General features: G+C 59.6%; 18 protein-coding genes. 9 read left to right on the top strand and 9 right to left on the bottom strand.

What is annotated here, in order from left to right; all coding sequences use genetic code 11:
• Genes DC522_RS02890 through DC522_RS02880 form a run of 3 tightly spaced genes read left to right on the top strand, consistent with a single transcriptional unit; the run spans position 1 to position 2,521 of the window.
• Entirely contained in the window at positions 1-813 is an 813-nt protein-coding gene (locus tag DC522_RS02890; RefSeq protein ID WP_116527205.1) for a nucleotidyltransferase family protein, read from the top strand.
• A gap of 8 nt (positions 814-821) precedes the next feature.
• Complete coding sequence (locus tag DC522_RS02885) at positions 822-1,595, top strand: TIGR04290 family methyltransferase (protein WP_116527204.1); 774 nt, start codon at positions 822-824, stop codon at positions 1,593-1,595.
• Positions 1,592-2,521: a beta-xylosidase gene (locus DC522_RS02880; protein ID WP_116527203.1), complete on the top strand. Its 930-nt coding sequence runs from the start codon at positions 1,592-1,594 to the stop codon at positions 2,519-2,521. The genes DC522_RS02885 and DC522_RS02880 overlap by 4 nt, the downstream gene beginning before the upstream one ends.
• A 102-nt stretch (positions 2,522-2,623) precedes the next feature.
• Here DC522_RS02880 and DC522_RS02875 read toward each other — a convergent pair whose 3' ends face one another.
• From DC522_RS02875 to DC522_RS02845, 7 genes are all read right to left on the bottom strand, one after another.
• Positions 2,624-3,652 (bottom strand): Gfo/Idh/MocA family protein, encoded by a 1,029-nt coding sequence (locus DC522_RS02875; RefSeq protein ID WP_116527202.1) that lies wholly within the window; start codon positions 3,650-3,652, stop codon positions 2,624-2,626.
• On the bottom strand, positions 3,652-4,605 hold the full coding sequence (locus DC522_RS02870; protein ID WP_116527397.1) for a zinc-binding dehydrogenase: 954 nt from the start codon (positions 4,603-4,605) through the stop codon (positions 3,652-3,654). Before DC522_RS02870 ends, DC522_RS02875 begins: the two co-directional genes overlap by 1 nt.
• A gap of 196 nt (positions 4,606-4,801) precedes the next feature.
• A complete protein-coding gene (locus tag DC522_RS02865) occupies positions 4,802-5,095 on the bottom strand; it encodes a hypothetical protein (protein ID WP_116527396.1) in 294 nt (97 codons plus the stop codon).
• An 80-nt stretch (positions 5,096-5,175) separates the two neighbouring features.
• Positions 5,176-5,637, bottom strand: coding sequence for a hypothetical protein (locus tag DC522_RS02860; RefSeq protein WP_205769478.1), 462 nt, complete (start codon positions 5,635-5,637; stop codon positions 5,176-5,178).
• A 97-nt stretch (positions 5,638-5,734) separates the two neighbouring features.
• Positions 5,735-7,279, bottom strand: a complete 1,545-nt coding sequence (locus DC522_RS02855; protein WP_116527201.1) for a SpoVR family protein — start codon at positions 7,277-7,279, stop codon at positions 5,735-5,737.
• The gene (locus DC522_RS02850; RefSeq protein ID WP_116527200.1) at positions 7,276-8,574 is read right to left on the bottom strand and encodes a YeaH/YhbH family protein; all 1,299 of its coding nucleotides are present in this window, start codon (positions 8,572-8,574) and stop codon (positions 7,276-7,278) included. The genes DC522_RS02855 and DC522_RS02850 overlap by 4 nt, the downstream gene beginning before the upstream one ends.
• Before the next feature lie 29 nt (positions 8,575-8,603).
• Positions 8,604-10,550 carry a PrkA family serine protein kinase gene (locus DC522_RS02845; protein ID WP_116527199.1) on the bottom strand — a complete coding sequence of 649 codons (1,947 nt, stop codon included), beginning with the start codon at positions 10,548-10,550 and terminating at the stop codon, positions 8,604-8,606.
• Positions 10,551-11,091: 541 nt separating this feature from the next.
• Between DC522_RS02845 and DC522_RS02840 the strand changes: the two genes are divergently transcribed.
• Genes DC522_RS02840 through DC522_RS02830 form a run of 3 tightly spaced genes read left to right on the top strand, consistent with a single transcriptional unit; the run spans position 11,092 to position 14,902 of the window.
• A complete protein-coding gene (locus DC522_RS02840) occupies positions 11,092-12,156 on the top strand; it encodes an NAD(P)-dependent alcohol dehydrogenase (RefSeq protein WP_116527198.1) in 1,065 nt (354 codons plus the stop codon).
• A 10-nt stretch (positions 12,157-12,166) separates the two neighbouring features.
• Positions 12,167-13,960, top strand: a complete 1,794-nt coding sequence (locus DC522_RS02835; protein ID WP_116527197.1) for a hypothetical protein — start codon at positions 12,167-12,169, stop codon at positions 13,958-13,960.
• A 60-nt stretch (positions 13,961-14,020) separates the two neighbouring features.
• Positions 14,021-14,902 (top strand): YihY/virulence factor BrkB family protein, encoded by an 882-nt coding sequence (locus DC522_RS02830; RefSeq protein WP_116527196.1) that lies wholly within the window; start codon positions 14,021-14,023, stop codon positions 14,900-14,902.
• Positions 14,903-15,214: 312 nt separating this feature from the next.
• On the opposite strand, the gene DC522_RS02820 is transcribed toward DC522_RS02830, so the two are convergent.
• A complete protein-coding gene (locus tag DC522_RS02820; protein WP_116527195.1) occupies positions 15,215-15,511 on the bottom strand; it encodes an HlyU family transcriptional regulator in 297 nt (98 codons plus the stop codon).
• Positions 15,512-15,714: 203 nt separating this feature from the next.
• Here DC522_RS02820 and DC522_RS02815 point away from each other — a divergent pair, with 203 nt between their 5' ends.
• From DC522_RS02815 to DC522_RS02805, 3 genes are read left to right on the top strand one after another with little or no spacing between them, the layout of a single operon-like run.
• Positions 15,715-16,068 (top strand): DUF6152 family protein, encoded by a 354-nt coding sequence (locus tag DC522_RS02815; RefSeq protein ID WP_116527194.1) that lies wholly within the window; start codon positions 15,715-15,717, stop codon positions 16,066-16,068.
• Entirely contained in the window at positions 16,068-16,535 is a 468-nt protein-coding gene (locus tag DC522_RS02810; protein WP_116527193.1) for a DUF6644 family protein, read from the top strand. The genes DC522_RS02815 and DC522_RS02810 overlap by 1 nt, the downstream gene beginning before the upstream one ends.
• A gap of 48 nt (positions 16,536-16,583) precedes the next feature.
• A complete protein-coding gene (locus tag DC522_RS02805; RefSeq protein WP_116527192.1) occupies positions 16,584-17,435 on the top strand; it encodes a lytic transglycosylase domain-containing protein in 852 nt (283 codons plus the stop codon).
• A gap of 52 nt (positions 17,436-17,487) precedes the next feature.
• On the opposite strand, the gene DC522_RS02800 is transcribed toward DC522_RS02805, so the two are convergent.
• A complete protein-coding gene (locus DC522_RS02800; protein WP_116527191.1) occupies positions 17,488-18,264 on the bottom strand; it encodes a hypothetical protein in 777 nt (258 codons plus the stop codon).
• Between the last annotated feature and the right edge of the window lie 441 nt (positions 18,265-18,705).

The following is an 18,705-nucleotide window of genomic DNA, read 5'->3' as shown; positions in this document are numbered from 1 at the left end:
ATGTGGGGCATCATACCCGCAGCCGGACTCGGCAGCCGCATTCAGCCTTTGGCCTTCTCCAAGGAGCTTCTGCCTGTCGGAAGCCGCCTCGACAACGGCGTGGAGCGCCCCTGCGCGGTCAGCGAATATCTCGTGGAGCGCATGATCTATGGGGGAGCGGACAGGATCTGCTTCGTCATCTCCCCCGGCAAATCCGACATCATGGAATATTACGGCGCGAGTTATGGTAGCGCCTCCATTGCCTATGTCGTTCAACCCCAAGCCAGCGGCTTGTGCGATGCAATCTTCCAGGCAGCGCCGCTCATCCCGCCGAATGAGAGCGTGATCGTCGGGTTGCCTGATACCGTCTGGTTCCCTGAAAAAGCCCTGGCGGAGCTGCCCGAAGGCCAACTCTCATTCCTCCTCTTTCCTGTCGATAATCCGCAAGTCTTCGATGCCGTCGTTCTGGACGAGGCCATGCAGGTTCAGGAAATCCAGGTGAAGCGGGAGGATGCTTCGTCCCAATGGATCTGGGGTGCCTTCAAGATGCCTGGGCACATCCTTGAAGCGCTGCGTCAGCTCTGGCTCTCTCGCGATTGCCGGGACGAGTATTTCGGTACGCTCGTCAACGCTTATCTGGCCCAAGGTGGCAAGGCTCTCGGCATCAAGGCGGGAGAATCCTATGTCGATGTGGGAACCTTGCACGGCTATCGCTCCGCCATCGGCCTCCTGAGCGAAGCCGCCCAGCACGACACCATCACCGGTGCACGCGTCGCCCTTGGTTGGCCGGCGGGGCGCATGCCTCGCGGCCTTCATGATTTGAGCAGGGAGTAGTTTTTGGAATGAATGCCATGGACCCCTTATCTCCCGACGAGATCCGTAAAAAGGCCGAAGCGCTCGGACCGTGGTTCCACAACATGGAAATCAGAGAAGGCATATGGACAGCGCCCAACCACTTCCTTGGCAACTACCCTGCCATCAAGTGGAGGAACTTTTCCGAAGCGATCCCTCAGGATCTGGCGGGGAAGAGTGTCCTCGACATTGGCTGCAATGGCGGTTTCTATTCGATCGAGATGAAGAAGCGCGGTGCCGAACGCGTTCTCGGCGTTGATTTCGACGACACCTATCTTGCCCAGGCGCGCTTCGCGGCCGAGGTGACAGGGCACGACATTGAATTCCGCAAGCTCTCGGTCTACGACCTTGGCCAGCTCGGCGAGAAGTTCGACGTCGTGATCTTCATGGGCGTCTTCTATCACCTGCGCCATCCCCTCCTCGCGCTGGATCTGATCCATGAGCATGTGGCCAAGGACATGCTGGTGTTTCAATCGATGCAACGCGGCTCGAGTGAGACGATGACCGTGGATGAAAACTACACCTTCTGGCAGACCGATCATTTCGATGATCCGCGCTATCCGAAAATGCATTTCATCGAGCATCGCTATGCGGAAGATCCCACGAATTGGTGGGCGCCGAATGCGGCCTGCGTTGAAGCCATGCTCCGCAGCGCGGGGTTCGAGATTGTCCAGCATCCGGAAGCTGAAGTTTACATTTGTCGCCGTATCGACGCACCGCCCGGAGCGGGAGCAGTCTACCCGGCCCAAGGGAGAACCGCATGATTGAAGCTGCAATGATCTGGAATGAGCCGAACAACAAGTCCCATTGGGACCCGGAAATCGATCCGGATTGGCGGCTCTTTGCCGAGATGGCAATTGCCGCTGGCCGAGCAATCAGGGAGGCAAACCCCAACCTGCCGCGCGTGCTCGGCGGTATCTCTCCCATCGATCCCGGCTTCATTGACAATTTGAAGAAGCGCGGCGTTCTCGATCACGTCGATGTGGTGGCTGTCCACGGCTTCCCACTCGATTGGAATCTCTGGCAGATCCATGAATGGCCGGCAAAGATCGATGAAATCCGCTCTGTTACCGACAAGCCGATCTGGGTGACGGAGGTTGGCATTTCCACCTTCGGTGCCGAGGAAGTGCAGGTCTGGGGCTTGAAGCGGACGGCGGAATTGCTCGTTGGCCAGGTGCCCAAGATTCACTGGTACAGCCTTTACGATCTCCCCCGCGCCTGGGAAGCGACGACGCGCCATCGCGAGGCTGAAGGCTCCTCCTATTACCGGCACTTCTACATGGGTCTTCTGCGTGAAGACGGAACGCCGAAACCAGCGCTTGAGGAATATGCGAAAACGGCATCGCAGATGGGTCTTTGCCAGTGGTTTCACTTCGAGGATCATCGCCTCGACGATGCCGTCGCTTGGATGAAGCGCCTTGGCGTGAAGTATCTGCGCACGGGTCTCTCCTGGGCTGACAGCTTCCGCCCCAATGCCCTCGAGTGGTTCGACCGCCAGATGGAAGCGCTCGCGGATTTCGATGTGACGGTCACCTTCTGCTTCACGCCGGAGCATCGCGGGATCGCGCCGCATCACACCAGTCCGCCGCAGGTCAAAGAGGAATTCGCGGAATTCTGCGCAAGCATGATCCGGCGCTATGCGCCTCATACGGGGACCTCCTCCACGCAGCAAGTCCTTGAGGCGCTCTAAATTTTTCTCTTTCACGGCTGATCACAACGGGAATGCGGGCCAAAGAGAAAGGCGGCTGAAAGTTCAGCCGCCTTTGCTTTACTTGCGCTTCTTCAAAGTCCCTTACCGGCCATAGATGCGATCCAGCACACGGGACACGGCAACGAGCTCCTCTGCAGCAGGATCGAAACGCTCACCGGCCGCTAATCGGGATGCCCAATCAGCTGCAGCGCGTCCACCCCACTCATCCGGCGGCATCGTGAGCGTCTCGCGCGACGTGCCCCGGTACCGCTCCGCCGTGAAGTCATAGAACGAGCCGTTCACGTTGCGCATCGAGACACCGCCTTTCGTCCCGTAGAACGTTGCGGAGATGACGGCGTCGCACCCAGCCTGCAGCTTCCAGGAGCAAGCGAGCTGAACCACGGCCCCAGTCTCCAGCTCTATGGTTGCAACCGCGTAGTCCTCAACTTGGGATGTGACGTCCTTGAGCGGCGCGCCACCCGAAAAGAGTTTTCCCGAGACAGAGCCCACGCCTGGATTGTTCAACGCCCACAGGGCAAGATCGACCAGGTGAACTCCGAGATCCATCACACAGCCGCCGCCGGAGAGCGCGGGATCATAGAACCATGGCTTGTCCGGGCCATAAGCGTTGTGGAACACGAGATCAACCGCATAGATCCGGCCCACTTCACCGGAGTTGATCATCTCGCGGATGCGGCGCATGCCTTCGGTCAAGCGGTAGGAGAGATCGACGCAGAGCAGGCGGTCGGCCTTGCGCGCCGCATCGACCACTGCCTGAACCTCTGCCACGTTGCGCCCCAGCGGCTTTTGGCAGAAGACGGCAACACCACGTTCGAGAGCCTGGATCGATTGCTCGGCGTGCATGGCGCTGGGTGTGGCGATGACCACGCCATCGACACCAAGATCAAGAATGTCATCGAGGGATGAGACGAGCTTCGCCTCCGGCGCAAGCTTCCCGGCCTCTGCCGCCATATCAGCTGAAGGGTCGGCAATGGCGGCGACATCGACAGATCCCGTGCCGAGGATGGCCTGCATACGATGCCGGCCGATCCAGCCGACACCGAGGAAGCCAAGGCGCGGACGAGCCAAGGCCGTCTCTGGAGATGACTTGAAGAGAGCCTGCTGTGTCATCAGAAGGTCACCAGCGCTTTGAGGAATCCATCCGGCCGATCGCGGGTCGCGTTGAGCGCTTCGTCGAGACGCTCCAGGGGGTAGGTATGCGTATAGAGCGAACTCGGATCGAGCCGTCCCGACGCGATGGCGTGAATCGCTTCGCGTAAGCCCTGCATATAGATCTGGGGATCTCGCTCGTGAGCATTGATCACGTCGAGCCCACGCCAGTTCCACAGCCACATATTGACCTGCCGTGGACCATCCTGATGATAGCCGGCCACGATCAGCTTGCCGCGCTCTCGCGTCAGCTCAGCAGCGAGGTCGAGCGGCCATTGCTTGCCCACCGCCTCGATCACGCGATCACAAAATGCGCCACCGGTGAGTTCCTTCACCCTCTCAAGGATGGTGGAGTGGTCCTCCATCGGGATCATCTCATCCGCACCCATCCGGCGAGCGAGATCAAGCGAGTAAGGCCGGCGCGAGATGGCGATCACCCGCGCCCCGGCATCCTTGGCCAGCCTGGTGAGGATCGCGCCGAGAAAGCCGATCCCGATGATCGCGATTGTCTGTCCGGCCTCAATCTCGCTGCGGCGGAAGATGTTCATGGCGCAGCCGAGAGGTTCGCCTGGGAAAGGCTGGCCGGAGAGAGCGGCCGGCAAAGGCGCAACGGAATCGACATCGGCGATGTCGTATTCCGCATAGGATTTGTAGGTGAGAGCGGCGACCCTGTCGCCGACAGACAACGCTCCGACTCCCTCCCCGATAGCATCGACGATACCCCAGGCCTCATGCCCGAGCCCACCTGGCTCGGTGGGAAACTGCATCCAGTCCGGCCCTGCCCAAGGTGTGAGGTTCGAAGCGCAGACGCCACATCCTTCAAGGCGAAGGCGCACCTGCCCTGGACCGGGCTCAGGCAGCGCCACCTCCTTGATTTCCATTTGGCCGGGGCCGGTGAGAATGGCCGCCCGCATGGTGAGCGCAGTTGTGCGGGACCGGCGGCCCGCAACGCTCCCGCCGGGGTCAACGGAAGCGGCAAATGCGTCGTTGTTCAATGGCTTATCGTTCAACAAGTCTTCATCTCCACCTCTATGTCCGAGCAACTAGAGACAGGGTGCGAGACTTCAAGGCTTGGCTGTTTGGGTGCGGGTTTCGAGCGTCGATGAGAGCTCAGGCGTCAGAGTTTTCCTGCCTCTGCTTTTCAGCGACATAGCGCATGCGTGCCTCGCTATCAGGCACCAGGCCCTGCGCAGCACACCAACGCGCAAAGGATGATGGCTCAATCAGGATGCGGACGATCTCCAGGCCGGCCTGCCGACCAACATTCTCGTTGTTCTCGGCTGCCACGAGCCATTGCTCGTAAGTCGGAGCCAGGTTGTGGCGGTCTGCCATCATCTCACGAATATCAGGATAATCCTGGCGGCTATACCACGGCAGACCGATTTTCCGTTTCTCTTCCTGCACGCAAGTTTTTTCCGTGAAACAGCAGGCATCGAGCCCTCGCGTCCTGCTAAGGCGCAAGGGTTCGATGCAGTCTTGCATCATCAGCTCAAAAGGTAGAGCACCGCAGGAGCCGCGGCCAGAAGGCTGACGGAGGTGACGAACATCAGGCGATGATCGGGATTGGCAATGCGGCGGACTTTCCTTGCGGTCACGCCCGCTTCCATGCTCCAGCCATTCATGCAGGAGCAGAGGAGCCGATGAGCCGAGCGCTCGGAGAGGTCGAAATACTCCATGGCGTCGCCCAGCCTGTCACCCTTGAGACCATCCGCACGGAGGATAGGGTCTTCGTATGCAACCGTGATGGGGGATTCGTCCGATCTCAGTTCGGGTCGTTTTTCCTCGGGCGTAAACTCGATCTCGCCCAATGAGCGCAGCCGCCGTTTTGGCTGACGCTCCAACAATTCGGCCCAACGCTCAAGACGCTCGCGCCGGGACAGGAAACCTTGCTTGAACTCATGTACCTCAGCAACGCCACGCAGTGTCTCTACAGGCTTGTGTTCCATCGGTGTTCTCCGCAATGGGAGCCGGCCCTGAAGCCAAGGCCTAGCCCTGGAAGAGTGATGATGAAATGAGTCATAGGCTTTTTTACGTCAACACCGGTCAAAAAAGCGTCTCATGAGGATGAGCCACATGCTCCTGGAAGATGGCTCCCGTCGTTGCCTCGACCTCCTTGAGCACCACGTCGTAGCCCCAAAGGTTCGCGATCATCTGTAGGACGCGCTGCGCATCGTCCTTGTGAAGCAGAGTGCGGTTGAGGACATTGTGATGGAGAATGAGGCGGCGATCGCCCGTGAGATCGACATCGACCACTTGGATGTCCGGGTCGCTCCAACCCACATCGTATTGGTGCGAGAGCGAGCGGCGCAGACGCCGATAACCGCGCTCGTCGTGGATCGCTTCGATCACCAGTTCCGGCCTGTCCGGATCGTCCACCAAATGGAACATGCGCCATTGCCGCATCAGGTGCGGGCTCAAGAACTGTGAGATGAAGCTCTCGTCCCGGTAGTTCGCCCAGACGTCGCGCAGGACGCCCATCGTGTCGTCGCATCCTGCGATATCTGGAAACCACTGCCGGTCCTCGGCTGTCGGCTGTGTGCAGATGCGCTCGATATCCTGCATCATCCCGAAGCCGAGGGCATAAGGATTGATACCCCCATAATGCGGGTCATCATATTCCGGCTGCCGCGTGACATTGGTATGCGACTGCAGAAATTCCAGGAAGGCGCCGTCACTGATCTGCCGCGTCTCGTGCAGCCGGGTCATAATACGATAGTGACAGTAAGTGGCGCATCCCTCGTTCATCACCTTGGTTTGGCGCTGGGGATAGAAATATTGCGCGATCTGGCGGACGATGCGCAGGATCTCGCGCTGCCACGGCTGGAGGCGCGGCGCGGATTTCTCCAGAAAGTACAGGATGTTCTCCTGCGGCAGCTCCAGCAGAGCGCGCCGGCGGTCGTCGCTGAGAGCGGGCTTGGCAGCGCCTCCCTTGGACGGGACGGTGCGCCATAGATCATTGAAGGTCTGTTCCTGGTGGATCTGGCGCTCCCGCTCGCGCCGTTCCTCGGAGCGCAGATCCGGCCGCTTCTTGCGCGGATATCGGTGAACGCCGTGCGACATGAGCGCGTGGGCCGCGTCGAGCACCTTCTCAACGGCACTCTGGCCGTAGCGCTCCTCACAGCGGGCAATGTAACTCTTGGCGAACTCCAGGTAATCGAGGATGCCGTCCGCGTCCGTCCATTCCTTGAAGAGATAGTTGTTCTTGAAGAAGTGGTTATGGCCGAAGGCCGCGTGGGCGATCACCAGCGTCTGCATCGTCGCCGTGTTCTCCTCCATGATGTAGGAGATGCACGGGTTCGAGTTGATCACGATCTCATAGGCGAGACCCATGAGCCCCTGCCTGTAGCCAGCCTCATGGGTGGCAAAGCGCTTGCCGAAGGACCAGTGCTTGTAAAACAGCGGCATCCCGATGGAGGCATAGGCATCGAGCATCTGCTCGGCCGTGATCACCTCGATCTGGTTGGGATAGACATCGAGCCCCATCTCACCGACGGCGATCTGCTCGATGGCATCGTAGACACGCTGGATAGCGCCAAAGTCCCAATCGGCGCCATGGAACAGCAGGGTGTCTTCGTCGATCAGGCTCATGGCACCCTTGCCTCAGCATCGCGACGCCGGAACAGCTCACGGAAGACGGGATAGATTTCGCGCCGGTGGTTGACCTTGCGCATGGCGATGTTGGCGCCATCCTCCTGCAGCGTCTCGTAGGTCTGCCACAGGGCCGTCTTGTGGTTGATGAACCCCGCCTGCATCCGGTCATGGTCGCTGCCGACCTCGAGATAGGCGTAGTACTGGCAGGCCGGCAGGATCACATCCCGCAGCAGGGATGCACTCGTTGCCCCGTCATTGGGCGAGTTGTCGCCGTCGGAGGCCTGCGCTGCATAGATGTTCCAGTTCTCCGGCGGGTAGCGCTCGGCCACGATCCGCTGCATCTCGCGCAGCGCCGACGAGACCACTGTGCCGCCTGTTTCCGGGCTGTGGAAGAAGGTGTCCTCGTCCACCTCCTTCGCCTCGTGGGTATGGCGGATGAAGACGATCTCCACATGCTTGTAGCGCCGGGTCAGGAAGATGTAGAGCAGCATGTAGAAGCGCTTGGCGAGGTCCTTCATGTGCTCGGTCATGGAGCCGGACACGTCCATGAGACAGAACATGACAGCCTGAGCCACCGGCCGCGAGACCGGCTCGAAGCGGCGATACCGTAGATCGAACGGATCGATATACGGAAACTTCCGCGTCCGAAGTCTCAGTTTCTCAAGCTTCTGCCGGAGCTCCACGAGCTTCTCGCTCTCGCCCTCCTTTTCAAGAAGTTCGATTTCCTCTTCGAGTTTCGACAACTCGCTGGATTTTGGTCGGCGCATGGCAATGCGGCGGGACATGGCATTGCGCATGGAGCGCAGGAGCGCAAGATTGATCGGCGACCCGGTGACAGAATAGCCTGCGCGGCGCATGCCCTGCACCTCTACCGTCGCAAGGCGACGCTTGGCGAGATCGGGCAGTTCCAAATCCTCCAGGAAGAGGTCGAGGAACTCTTCGCGGCTCAAGGCAAAGCGGAAGTCATCCTCTCCTTCGCCGCTTGTCCCGGCAGAGGATCCTCCGCCGCCTCCACCCGGAGGCCTGTCGATCGTGTCACCCTCGATGAAGCGCTTGTTGCCGGGAAGGATGTGGTCATGCACGCCCCCCTCACCGGACCGACGGAAGCTGGGCTCGCGCACGCCATCGGCCGGAATAGAGACCTCTCCGCCCCTCTCGAGATCGGTGATGTCACGGTCACCGGCCGTCTGGCGCACGGCTCGCTGGATCTGTGCTTTGGCACGGCGAAGAAAGCGTTGGCGATTGGCAAGACTCTTGCCGCCTGGATTGAGGCGTCTGTCGATGATGTACATTGGAACGCCTGCTCCGCCTCCGCTTTCTGTCAGCCCGCCTGCTTCACGCGCATGTACCATTCCACCAAGCGCCGCACCTGCCGCTCGGTATAACCCCGCTCCATCATCCGCTGCACGAACTCGCCGTGCTTCTTCTCGGTTTCGCTGTCCTTCTTGGAGCCGAAGCTGATGACGGGCAGCAGTTCCTCGACCTGAGAGAACATGCGGCGCTCGATGACGTCGCGGATCTTCTCATAACTTGTCCACGAGGGATTGCGCCCGTGATTGCTGGCTCGGGCTCGCAGCGAGAACTTCACGACCTCGTTGCGGAAGTCCTTCGGGTTCGCGATGCCCGCCGGCTTCTCGATCTTCGTGAGCTCCTGGTTGAGGAGTTCACGGTTGAGGAGCTGGCCGGTATCCGGATCCTTGAAGTCCTGATCTTCGATCCAGGCATCCGCATAGGCCACGTAACGGTCGAAGAGGTTCTGGCCGTAGTCGTGGTAGGATTCGAGATAGGCCTTCTGGATCTCGTGACCGATGAAATCGGCGTAGCGGGGCGCGAGCTCGCCCTTGATGAACTCGAGATATCGGCGCTCCACATCCTGCGGCAGTTGCTCGCGACGCAGCGATTGTTCGAGCACATACATGAGGTGCACCGGGTCGGCCCCCACCTCGATGGTGTCGTGATTGAAGGTCGCGGACAGCACCTTGAAGGCAAAGCGGGTGGAGATCCCGTCCATGCCCTCGTCGACGCCGGCAGCATCCCTGTATTCCTGCAGGCTGCGTGCCCTGGGATCGACCTCTCGCAAGCTCTCGCCGTCATAGACCCGCATCTTCGAGTAGAAGTTCGAATTTTCGTGCGGGCGCAGCCGCGAAAGCACCGAGAATCGGGCCAGCATCTCGAGCGTGGCCGGAGCACAGGGCGCAGTCGCCAGCTCGGAGCCTCGGATCAGCTTCTCGTAGATCTTCTGCTCCTCGGTCACCCGCAGGCAGTACGGCACCTTGATCACATAAATGCGATCAATGAAGGCCTCGTTGTTCTTGTTCGACTTGAAGCTCTGCCACTCGGCTTCGTTGGAGTGGGCGAGAATGATGCCGCTGAACGGAATGGAGCCGATATTCTCGGTGCCGACATAATTTCCTTCCTGCGTCGCCGTCAGGAGAGGATGGAGCATCTTGATCGGCGCCTTGAACATCTCGACGAATTCGAGAATGCCCTGGTTGGCGCGATTGAGACCGCCGGAATAGCTGTAGGCGTCCGGATCGGCCTGCGAGAGCGTCTCCAGCTTACGGATATCCACCTTGCCGACGAGGGAAGAAATGTCCTGGTTGTTCTCGTCGCCAGGCTCCGTCTTGGCAATTGCGATCTGGCGCAACCGTGAGGGGTTGATCTTCGCCACACGGAATTTTGTGATATCGCCGCGGAACTCGTCGAGCCGCTTGATCGCCCAGGGGCTGAGCAGATTGGTCAAGCGCCGCCTCGGAATCCCGTAGCGCTCCTCGAGCACCGGACCCATCTGCTCCGAGTCGAACAGGCCAAGCGGACTCTCGAAGACGGGGCTGATCTCGTCACCGGCTTTCAGCACGTAGATAGGATGCACCTCCATGAGCGCCTTGAGACGCTCGGCGAGGGAGGATTTGCCGCCACCGACGGGGCCGAGGAGGTAGAGGATCTGCTTGCGCTCCTCCAGCCCTTGAGCCGCATGCCGGAAGAAGCTCACGATCATCTCGATCGTCTCTTCCATACCGTAGAATTCGGAGAAGGCTGGATAGACGCGGATCGTTCGGTTCATGAAGATGCGGCCGAGACGTGCGTCCTTGGAGGTATCGACAAGCTGCGGTTCACCGATCGCTGCCAGGATGCGCTCGGGAGCGCTGGCATACATCATGGGATTGTCGCGGCACCCTTCCAGGTATTCCGCAAGGGACATCTCCGCCTCACGGCGGGTTTCGTAGGACTTCAGGAAACTCGAGAACAGGTCGTCGGAATGATGCATGGTGCCACCGAAATCAGATCCCTCTCAGAGATAACGACTTTGCACCGCTAAGGTTGCCCAGACCATGCCGTGCGATGATGCGTCAGAACGTGCCTATGGCAGCTTTCCCCTTTTCCATTGCGGCCTTCGCGATGCGATCATGAAGCCTGGATCTGCAGCGGAGCGTCTGTATCGAGATAGCGAGCCGTCTTTCCCGACTAGCCTCGCGGATTGCTGCTGGATCGGCAAGTTAAAGTTTCTCTCAACCACCGAATTCTGATGGACCACTTCGCCGGCATCCCAATTCAGGCTGCGGCTCTTTCACAGCGCATCAAATCTTCTCTTTGTCAGTTAGTTCGTCAGGCAGCGAAAACCAGAAGCAGGCGAATATTTTTTGATGATATATTGTTATATTGCTGCCCTGTGATACGCTTGGAAGGAGACATGTCATGGTGGAGTCAACATGCATTGACGCCGACCCCGCCTAACCTATCGTTTGCTCCAGCAGAAGGCTGATATCCGCAGTCGTGCCACACCTATTATCCCTGCAACGGAGAGTCCCGTGATCAAAGCTTTTGGCTACGCCGCCCAGGACGCCACGACCCCGCTCGCTCCCTTCAGCTTCGAACGTCGCGAGCCGCGGGAAAGCGACGTTCAGATCGAGATTCTCTACTGTGGGGTCTGCCACTCCGATCTGCACACCGTCCGTGAGGAATGGGGCGGCACGCTTTTTCCCAGCCTTCCAGGTCACGAAATCGTGGGTCGCGTCACACGAGTCGGAGACGGCGTGCAAAAATTCAAGGTCGGCGACCTGGTCGGTGTCGGCTGCATGGTGGATTCCTGCCGGGCCTGCAGCAGCTGCCGCGAGGGCCTGGAGCAATACTGCGAAGTTGGCTTCACCGGCACATATAACGGGCCCGAGCAGGGCACAGGCGCCAACACCTATGGCGGCTATTCCGATGTGATCGTGGTGGACGAGAGCTTCGTCCTGCGCATTCCGGACGGTCTCGATCCTGCCGCCGCCGCTCCGCTTCTCTGCGCCGGCATCACCACCTATTCTCCGCTCCGCCGCTGGCGGGTTCAGCCTGGCCAGAAGGTCGGCGTCGTAGGCTTGGGCGGTCTTGGCCATATGGCCGTCAAGCTCGCCCGCGCCATGGGTGCACATGTGGTGCTCTTCACCACGTCGCCCAACAAGAGAGAAGATGCTCTGGCGCTGGGTGCGCACGAAGTCGTGATCTCAAAAGACAAAGAAGCCATGGCAGCCCACCGCAACAGCTTCAACTTCATTCTCGACACGGTCGCAGCCCCCCACGATCTCGATTCCTATCTCGTGCTGCTGGGCCGCGATGGTGCCATGGTGCTGGTCGGCGCTCCCGCCGAGCCGCACCCCGCAACAACGGTCTTCAACCTCATCATGAAGCGGCGGCAGATCGCAGGCTCCCTCATCGGTGGCATCGCCGAGACTCAGGAGATGCTCGATTTCTGTGCACAGCACGGCATCACCGCCGAGATCGAGATGATCCCGATCCAGAACATCAACCAAGCCTACGAGCGGATGCTCAAGAGCGATGTCAAATACCGCTTCGTGATCGATATGGCCTCGTTGAAGCAGGAGGCGGCGGCATAACGGGCTTCTCATGCTGGTTTATGGTGACGTGGAGTGCGTCGAGACGGTTGGCGAGAGGCAGACGGCAATCGCGAACCATCTCAGGGAGATGGACGCATTGCCGCCGGGAAGCGAACGGCATGCAGCCCTCGTCTCGGCCTTCATCGGCACGAGCGAACTTGTTCAGGGGCTCATTGATACTGACTCCCGGATGCGCGGGCTCGATGCCCTCTCCCCCGTTCACGTCAGCGGAATGGAATGCCTGTCGCTTCTGGCACAGGCCATCTTACGATCCTGGCAGAGCGGCTTTTCCCGAGCCTCTTTGCCTGTGTCTTTCCGGAACAAGCTACTGAGCTTCGATCCTGACCAGACGATTCGCACCAAGAGGGCGGAAGGCTACGCTTTCTATGCGCTTTATCCTGAGAGCTACGTGGAAGCCGCCCGCCGTTCGGGCCTCGGCTCGAACACTAGGGTGATCGGCATCCGCAGCATCGGCGCAGGCTTGAGTGCCATTGTCGCCGCGGCCATCACCGCTTCTCCCGCTTTCACGGTTCGCCCCATGGGTCACCCGTTCCGCCGCGAGGTGAAGGTCGATCCTGCAGTGACCGCGATGCTGACCCGAGATGCGGCTGCTGCATTTGCCATCGTCGATGAGGGCCCTGGCCTGTCCGGCAGCTCCTTTGGTGCGGTTGCAGATTGGCTGGAAGGCGCCGGCGTCGCTCGCGAGCGCATCCACTTCTTCCCAAGTCATGCCGGGCCTCCGGGACCGCAGGCCAGTCCACACCATCGCGAGCGATGGAGCAGCGTTTCGCGCCACTTCGTCAGTATGGACGAGCTTCTTCTCAGTGATGAAAGCCGCGCCCTCCCCCGCTGGGTGGAAAGCCTTACCGGAGCTCTGCAAAATGGGCTCGAGGACATTTCTGGCGGTTCATGGCGTGCCTTGCGGTACGGAGAGCGCGACTGGTGGCCCGCCGCGAATATTCAGCAGGAGCGGCGAAAGTTTCTGGCGCGGACGGAGGACGCGACATGGCTGGTCAAATTTGCCGGTCTCGGTGAGAGCGGATCTCGGAAATACAGGATCGCCCAGCAGCTCCATCATGCAGGCTTCACGCCGGAGGTCGCAGGCTACCGCCATGGATTTCTCGTGGAACGCTGGCATGGCGATGCACTCTCACTCGACCAGCAGCCTGTCGAACGAGATAAGCTGGTGAGGCAGATCGGCGCCTATCTCGGCTTCCGGGCGCGCCACTTTCCAGCCGAGCCGCATCAGGGTTCATCTCTGGCCGAGCTTCGCGAGATGGCTCACTACAACACGAGACAGGCCCTAGGGGAGCAGACGGCATCCACCCTTGATCAGGCCTTACCGAGGGTCGATGGTCTCAGCCGACATGTCCGTCGTGTCTTCACCGATAACCGCATGCAACCTTGGGAGTGGCTCGTGATCGGCGATCAGCTGATCAAGACCGATGCCCTGGATCATTGTGCGACCCATGACCTTGTCGGCTGTCAGGACATCACATGGGATATTGCCGGAGCCGCTGTCGAGTTCAGCCTGTCGGCTCAAGACATTGATCTCCTTTGCACCATCGTTGAGGAAGAGAGCGGCCATCCCGTTTCCCCTGCCCTTCACTCTTTCCTTGTGCCCTGCTATCTCGCCTTTCAGATCGGCGCTCACGCGATGGCGGCTGATGCCCTCAAAGGCAATGAAGAAGAGAACCGCCTGCGCCTTGCTGTCGAGCGATATGGCCTCTTGCTGCGAAACCAGCTTGAGCATCCGGACCGGCTTGGCTTCAACGAGGAACAAGACAGAGTTCCTGCCAGTTAACGGCCAAGGCAGTTCATTGATACCTCGCCTGCCCTATCGGCGGAGAGGAACGGCGCAGGCATGTTTTCCGAAACAGGGCGACTTCTCAGGGCCGCGTTCGAAGGATGGTGGAACGATCGCGCCATGAGCCTCGGCGCCTCGATCGCCTTCTTCACCGTCTTCTCCCTGGCGCCCATGCTGCTTGCAGCCATCGCTGTCGCAGGGCTGGCTTTCGGTCGGGAGGCGGCGCAGGGTGCCATTGTCTCCGAACTCGGCAGCCTGATCGGCACGGACGAGGCCTCCGCCCTTGAGACCATGATCGCCAGCGCCAGCAATGTGGGCTCGGGTATCATCGGCACGACAATCGGCATCACCACTTTCCTGCTGCTGGTCACCGGCGCCGTCGTCGAGTTGCAGGACAGTCTCAATATCGTCTGGAAAGCCGAGCCGCCGGAAGGTTCGGGCCTCCTCAACTTCCTGCGGACACGGATTATCAGTCTCGCCCTTGTGCTGGGGATAGGATTCCTTCTGCTTGTCTCGCTCATCATCGATGCCGGGCTGTCTGCCGTAGGTGCTTACATCGAACCCAACTTCTCCGGTGCGACGGCGATCCTGCGCTTCCTCAACAGCCTCGTCGCTTTTGCGATTGCTGTTCTTCTGTTTGCCATGATCTTCAAGGTGCTGCCGAATGTGGATATCAACTGGGGCGATGTCTGGACCGGCTCGCTGGTTACGGGCCTCCTGTTCACGATCGGCAAGTTCCTGATCGGGTATTATCTCGGCAAGAGCAACGTCGCCTCAAGCTACGGCGCCGCCGCCTCCATCATCACGATTCTGCTCTGGATCTATTATTCCGCCCTGATCCTGCTGTTCGGCGCGGAGTTCACGAAGGCCTATGCCGAAAGCCGAGGGAGCCGAAGTGGCGTGAGCGAAAAAGCCCGTGAAGCAGAAGCGGGGCGGTGAACCCGGCCCGCCTTTGCCCGAACTCATCCGTTCTATTCGGCCGCCTGACGCGTTGCTAAGGTCGTCGGGGCGTTGCGCATTCCGTCCAAAACCTCCTCGGCCGAGGCTTTGTAGTTCTTCACGGAACTCGTCCACTGCCCCAGACGGTCTCGTCGATCTTGTCGCCGTTCTTACCCAAATTCTGCAGCCGGCGCTTCCATCATCCGTCAGCACCTGCTTCGGCTTCGCAGCCTCGTTCGGATACGGCGAAAGAGCTTACCTGATGCAGGGGGCAAGAAAGGGAAAAGGCGAATTCCGAAAGGCTCTTCGCAATCAGTCAAAGATGCGCTCGCCCTGCTCGTCGATAATCTGTTTGCCCTTAACAATGGCGAAGGCTTCTGCATCCGGTTTGCTCGCATGCGTCTCGGCGCGCACGAAGCGATGCTCCTTCAGGCCCGTGTCGGAGTCTTTCTCGATGATACCTGCCGTTTGATACTGCCCTTTGGACTGGTAAGGCGCAGGCCTGATCCGAAAGCCCTTGTACTCCACGGCCTCCGCCGCAGGTTCAGTGACGCCGCGGGCTTCGCCTCCCGTGAAGCGGTTCCAAAGGTCGTTGAAGAATGAGGCCATGGCGTCACCGGATTAGAATTATGATTCGTCAGGGGTCAGCATATCCTTGGAGATGCCCGGAGGGTCAACCCTGTTGCATTTGATCACAAGTCACTGATCCAAGCGGGAAATCAGGCTGTGCGCCTTGACGAGGACGCTCTTCGCGTGAACCTTGATGTGCAGAAAGGCTCAAAGGAGCCTGGATCAGGTACAGGGATCTCACCATGAAGCATCCTCTGTTCGTCCTATCTTTGTCCGGCACATTGCTGACCGGTGGCATTGCCTTTGCTCACCACGGCTGGGGCAGCTACGACGCATCCAAGCCGTTCTTCATTACCAGCGCTGTCCAGCGAGCGGATTGGCAGAATCCTCATGTGATGATCGTCGTGACCCATGCCACTAGGAATTGGGAAGCCGTTCTCGCTCCTCCCTTCCGCATGGGCGCCCGCGGCCTGGAACCAGACATGATCAAACCGGGCACGCAGGTAACCGTTGAAGGGTATCCTTCAACACGGATCCAGAACGAAATGAGGGCGGAGAGGATCACCGTCGGCGGCAAGACATTCGAACTCCGCTAATGTATCTCGACATGCTCGCCGCTCTGGAATCGTCCTGGCTGGGCCATGCCGGACGTCATTCGGCTTGGCTTTACACGTTGGCGAACCTATTCCATGTCCTCGGAGCGGCCTTCCTCGTGGGAGGCATTGCCGTCTTCGACCTGAAGGTCCTGGCCGAGCACGGAAAGAACGCGCGGCAGGTCGGCCGTTATGCCATTCCTCTCGCGGCGGCAGGGCTCGCAATACAGATTCCTTCGGGAATTCTTCTCCTGGCCGTCGAAGCACGAGCCCTTGGAGTGAACCCGGCTTTCTACACCAAACTCGTCTTCATCGCCGTAGGGTTTGCCAACGTCATTCTCTTTCATACCCGTTTCAACGCCACCCTACGCGCAGATGCTCTGCCTCCGGAGGCTCGCGTCTATGCTCTCGTCTCCCTGATCGCATGGATCGTCGTCCTCTTGGCTGGACGAATGATCGCCTATCTTTAGCCCTACTCTTCCCTCGCTGTTTGTAACGTCCCTTCATTTCAGGTCCCCATGCGCATCTGGCCGGCACTGTTTTGCGGATTCTTCCTGCTTTGCGCTCCGGCTTCAGCTTCTCAAGGAGCATCCGGAGAAACAGTCGAGCAAGCATTGTGTCGTCTTATCGAAGGAGCGGCGCAGAGGCAGGATATTCCACGTGACTTCCTGACGAAGCTCATCTGGCAGGAAAGTTCATTCCGCACGAGCGTGGTAAGCCCCGCAGGCGCACAGGGGGTGGCGCAGTTCATGCCGGGAACCGCAAAGGAGCGCGGTCTGATGGATCCGTTCGATCCTGAGCAGGCGATTCCTAAAGCCGCAGAACTGATTGCCGATCTGTCGAATCAATTCGGCAATCTCGGTTTGGCGGCTGCAGCCTATAACGGTGGGCCGGCCCGGGTATCGTCGTGGCTTGCAGGGCGCGGGGACTTGCCCGAGGAGACGAGAAACTATGTCGCCGCCATCACAGGACGTGCGGCAGAAGACTGGGCAGATGACTTGAAGAGCGCCGAGAGGGCAAACGAACACGATCAGATAAAGCCTGAGCCGGAAAGCTGCCGGCAGATCGTCGCGGCTCTGCGTCAGCCCGGACGCGGCAGCGATATCGAAGCCCCGTTCGCACCCTGGGGCGTTCAGCTGGCCGGCAATTTCTCGAAAGCCTTGGCGCTGTCTTCATACAAGCGCGCGAGTCAGACCTACGCTTCCGTGCTGAAGGATTTACGCCCCATGATCATTGGAACACGCTTGCGCTATCGCGGCACGAGAACTTTCTATCGGGTGCGTGCTCCTGCGGAATCGCGCAAGAGCGCAGAAGGTCTCTGTCAAAAAATTCGCTCTCTCGGCGGCAATTGCATCGTCTTGCCGAGCTAAAGACGAGCTAAAGAAAAAGCCTGGATCGTGCAATCCAGGCTTTTTGGAAATCTCATCGCCGCTGAGGCCGCAGAGAGCGTGCCAGCTCGCGAATGACATTGTCTTCGATGCTGAGATTGAGATCATTGTTCTCGTCCTCAGCAACTTCGACATCGGTCGACACCGCCGGAGTCGGCTGCGCTTGCGATCTGCCTTGTGCAGCGGGAGCGGCTCTCTCGGAGGCACCCGAGGCTGCGCCACTTTGCACGAGCTCGACCTCGGCAGGGTTTCTCATCTGCTGCTGGGGCGCATAGGAACGGCCCGTGCTGTAGCGGTTCTCAAGCGTGTCGAGCAGGCTGTTGAGCGCAGCGTTCGAGAGCGGAACTTCCGGCACCTGTGGTGGGCCGTTGAGCGCAATCGCACGGTTCTGATAGGTCTCCTCCGCCGTGACGTCGGGGCCGAACCAGGACAGGGGACGGAAATCCCGAGCCTCTTCCTCGCTCTCGAACGACACTGAGATCATGTCGAGAGGACCTGGCGTAACGAAGCGGGCGATCTGAATGTCACGGGTACCGACCGTCAGATGCGTGAGCAGGTAATCGAGCTTGCCCGGCGTCACATCGAGCAGCGCCTCCGCATGGGCGCGCGGCACATCCGTGCGTTCCTCGACAGGTCCGTTGGCGCCTGCATGCACCAGGACGAGGCTTCCTTTATCGCCATCCACGATCACGAAAGAGCTTCGGTCAGCCTGATTGGGGAAATGGCCTTCCGTGACGCGGTTGCCACCTCTCTCTTTTCTTATCAAGCGAGCAAGAGACGAGGCAATGAGATAACGTCTGTAAGCGACCATTTTAAGCTCTCTGATACAATGCGCAGAATACTTGCTGGCTTTAAAACTCGCTGCGCCTACACTCAACGGAATAGAGTTGCGGTTTATGTCAACCATGCTGAGCAAGCATGGCTCGACACACAACAACATTCCGGCGCTAGGCAGCTTGGTTCTTCTGAGCCAGCAATACTCAGTGAGTGCTTATGATGGCGTTCCCAAGGCAAACTTCAATGGAATAACCAGGAAGCTCTTAGTGATTTGCAAACGGAGTTAATTCGTATCAGCACCGAAACGATATTCATTGCTGAGAGACACATGGGCTGCCGAGCCCATGTGTCTCTCAACATGCGTCCCTCAACAAGGAGATTAGTGAGCCTTCAGCAGCCCACGCGATGCCAAATTGCTCATGAGAGCGCGGAGGCCGAAGGTCCACGGCTCGCACTCCGAACTCGGCTTCATGCG

Origin of the sequence: Microvirga sp. KLBC 81, from assembly GCF_003075415.1 — a bacterium.
Taxonomy (GTDB): Bacteria; Pseudomonadota; Alphaproteobacteria; order Rhizobiales; family Beijerinckiaceae; genus Microvirga.
This window is presented reverse-complemented; position numbering and strand designations above follow the sequence as displayed.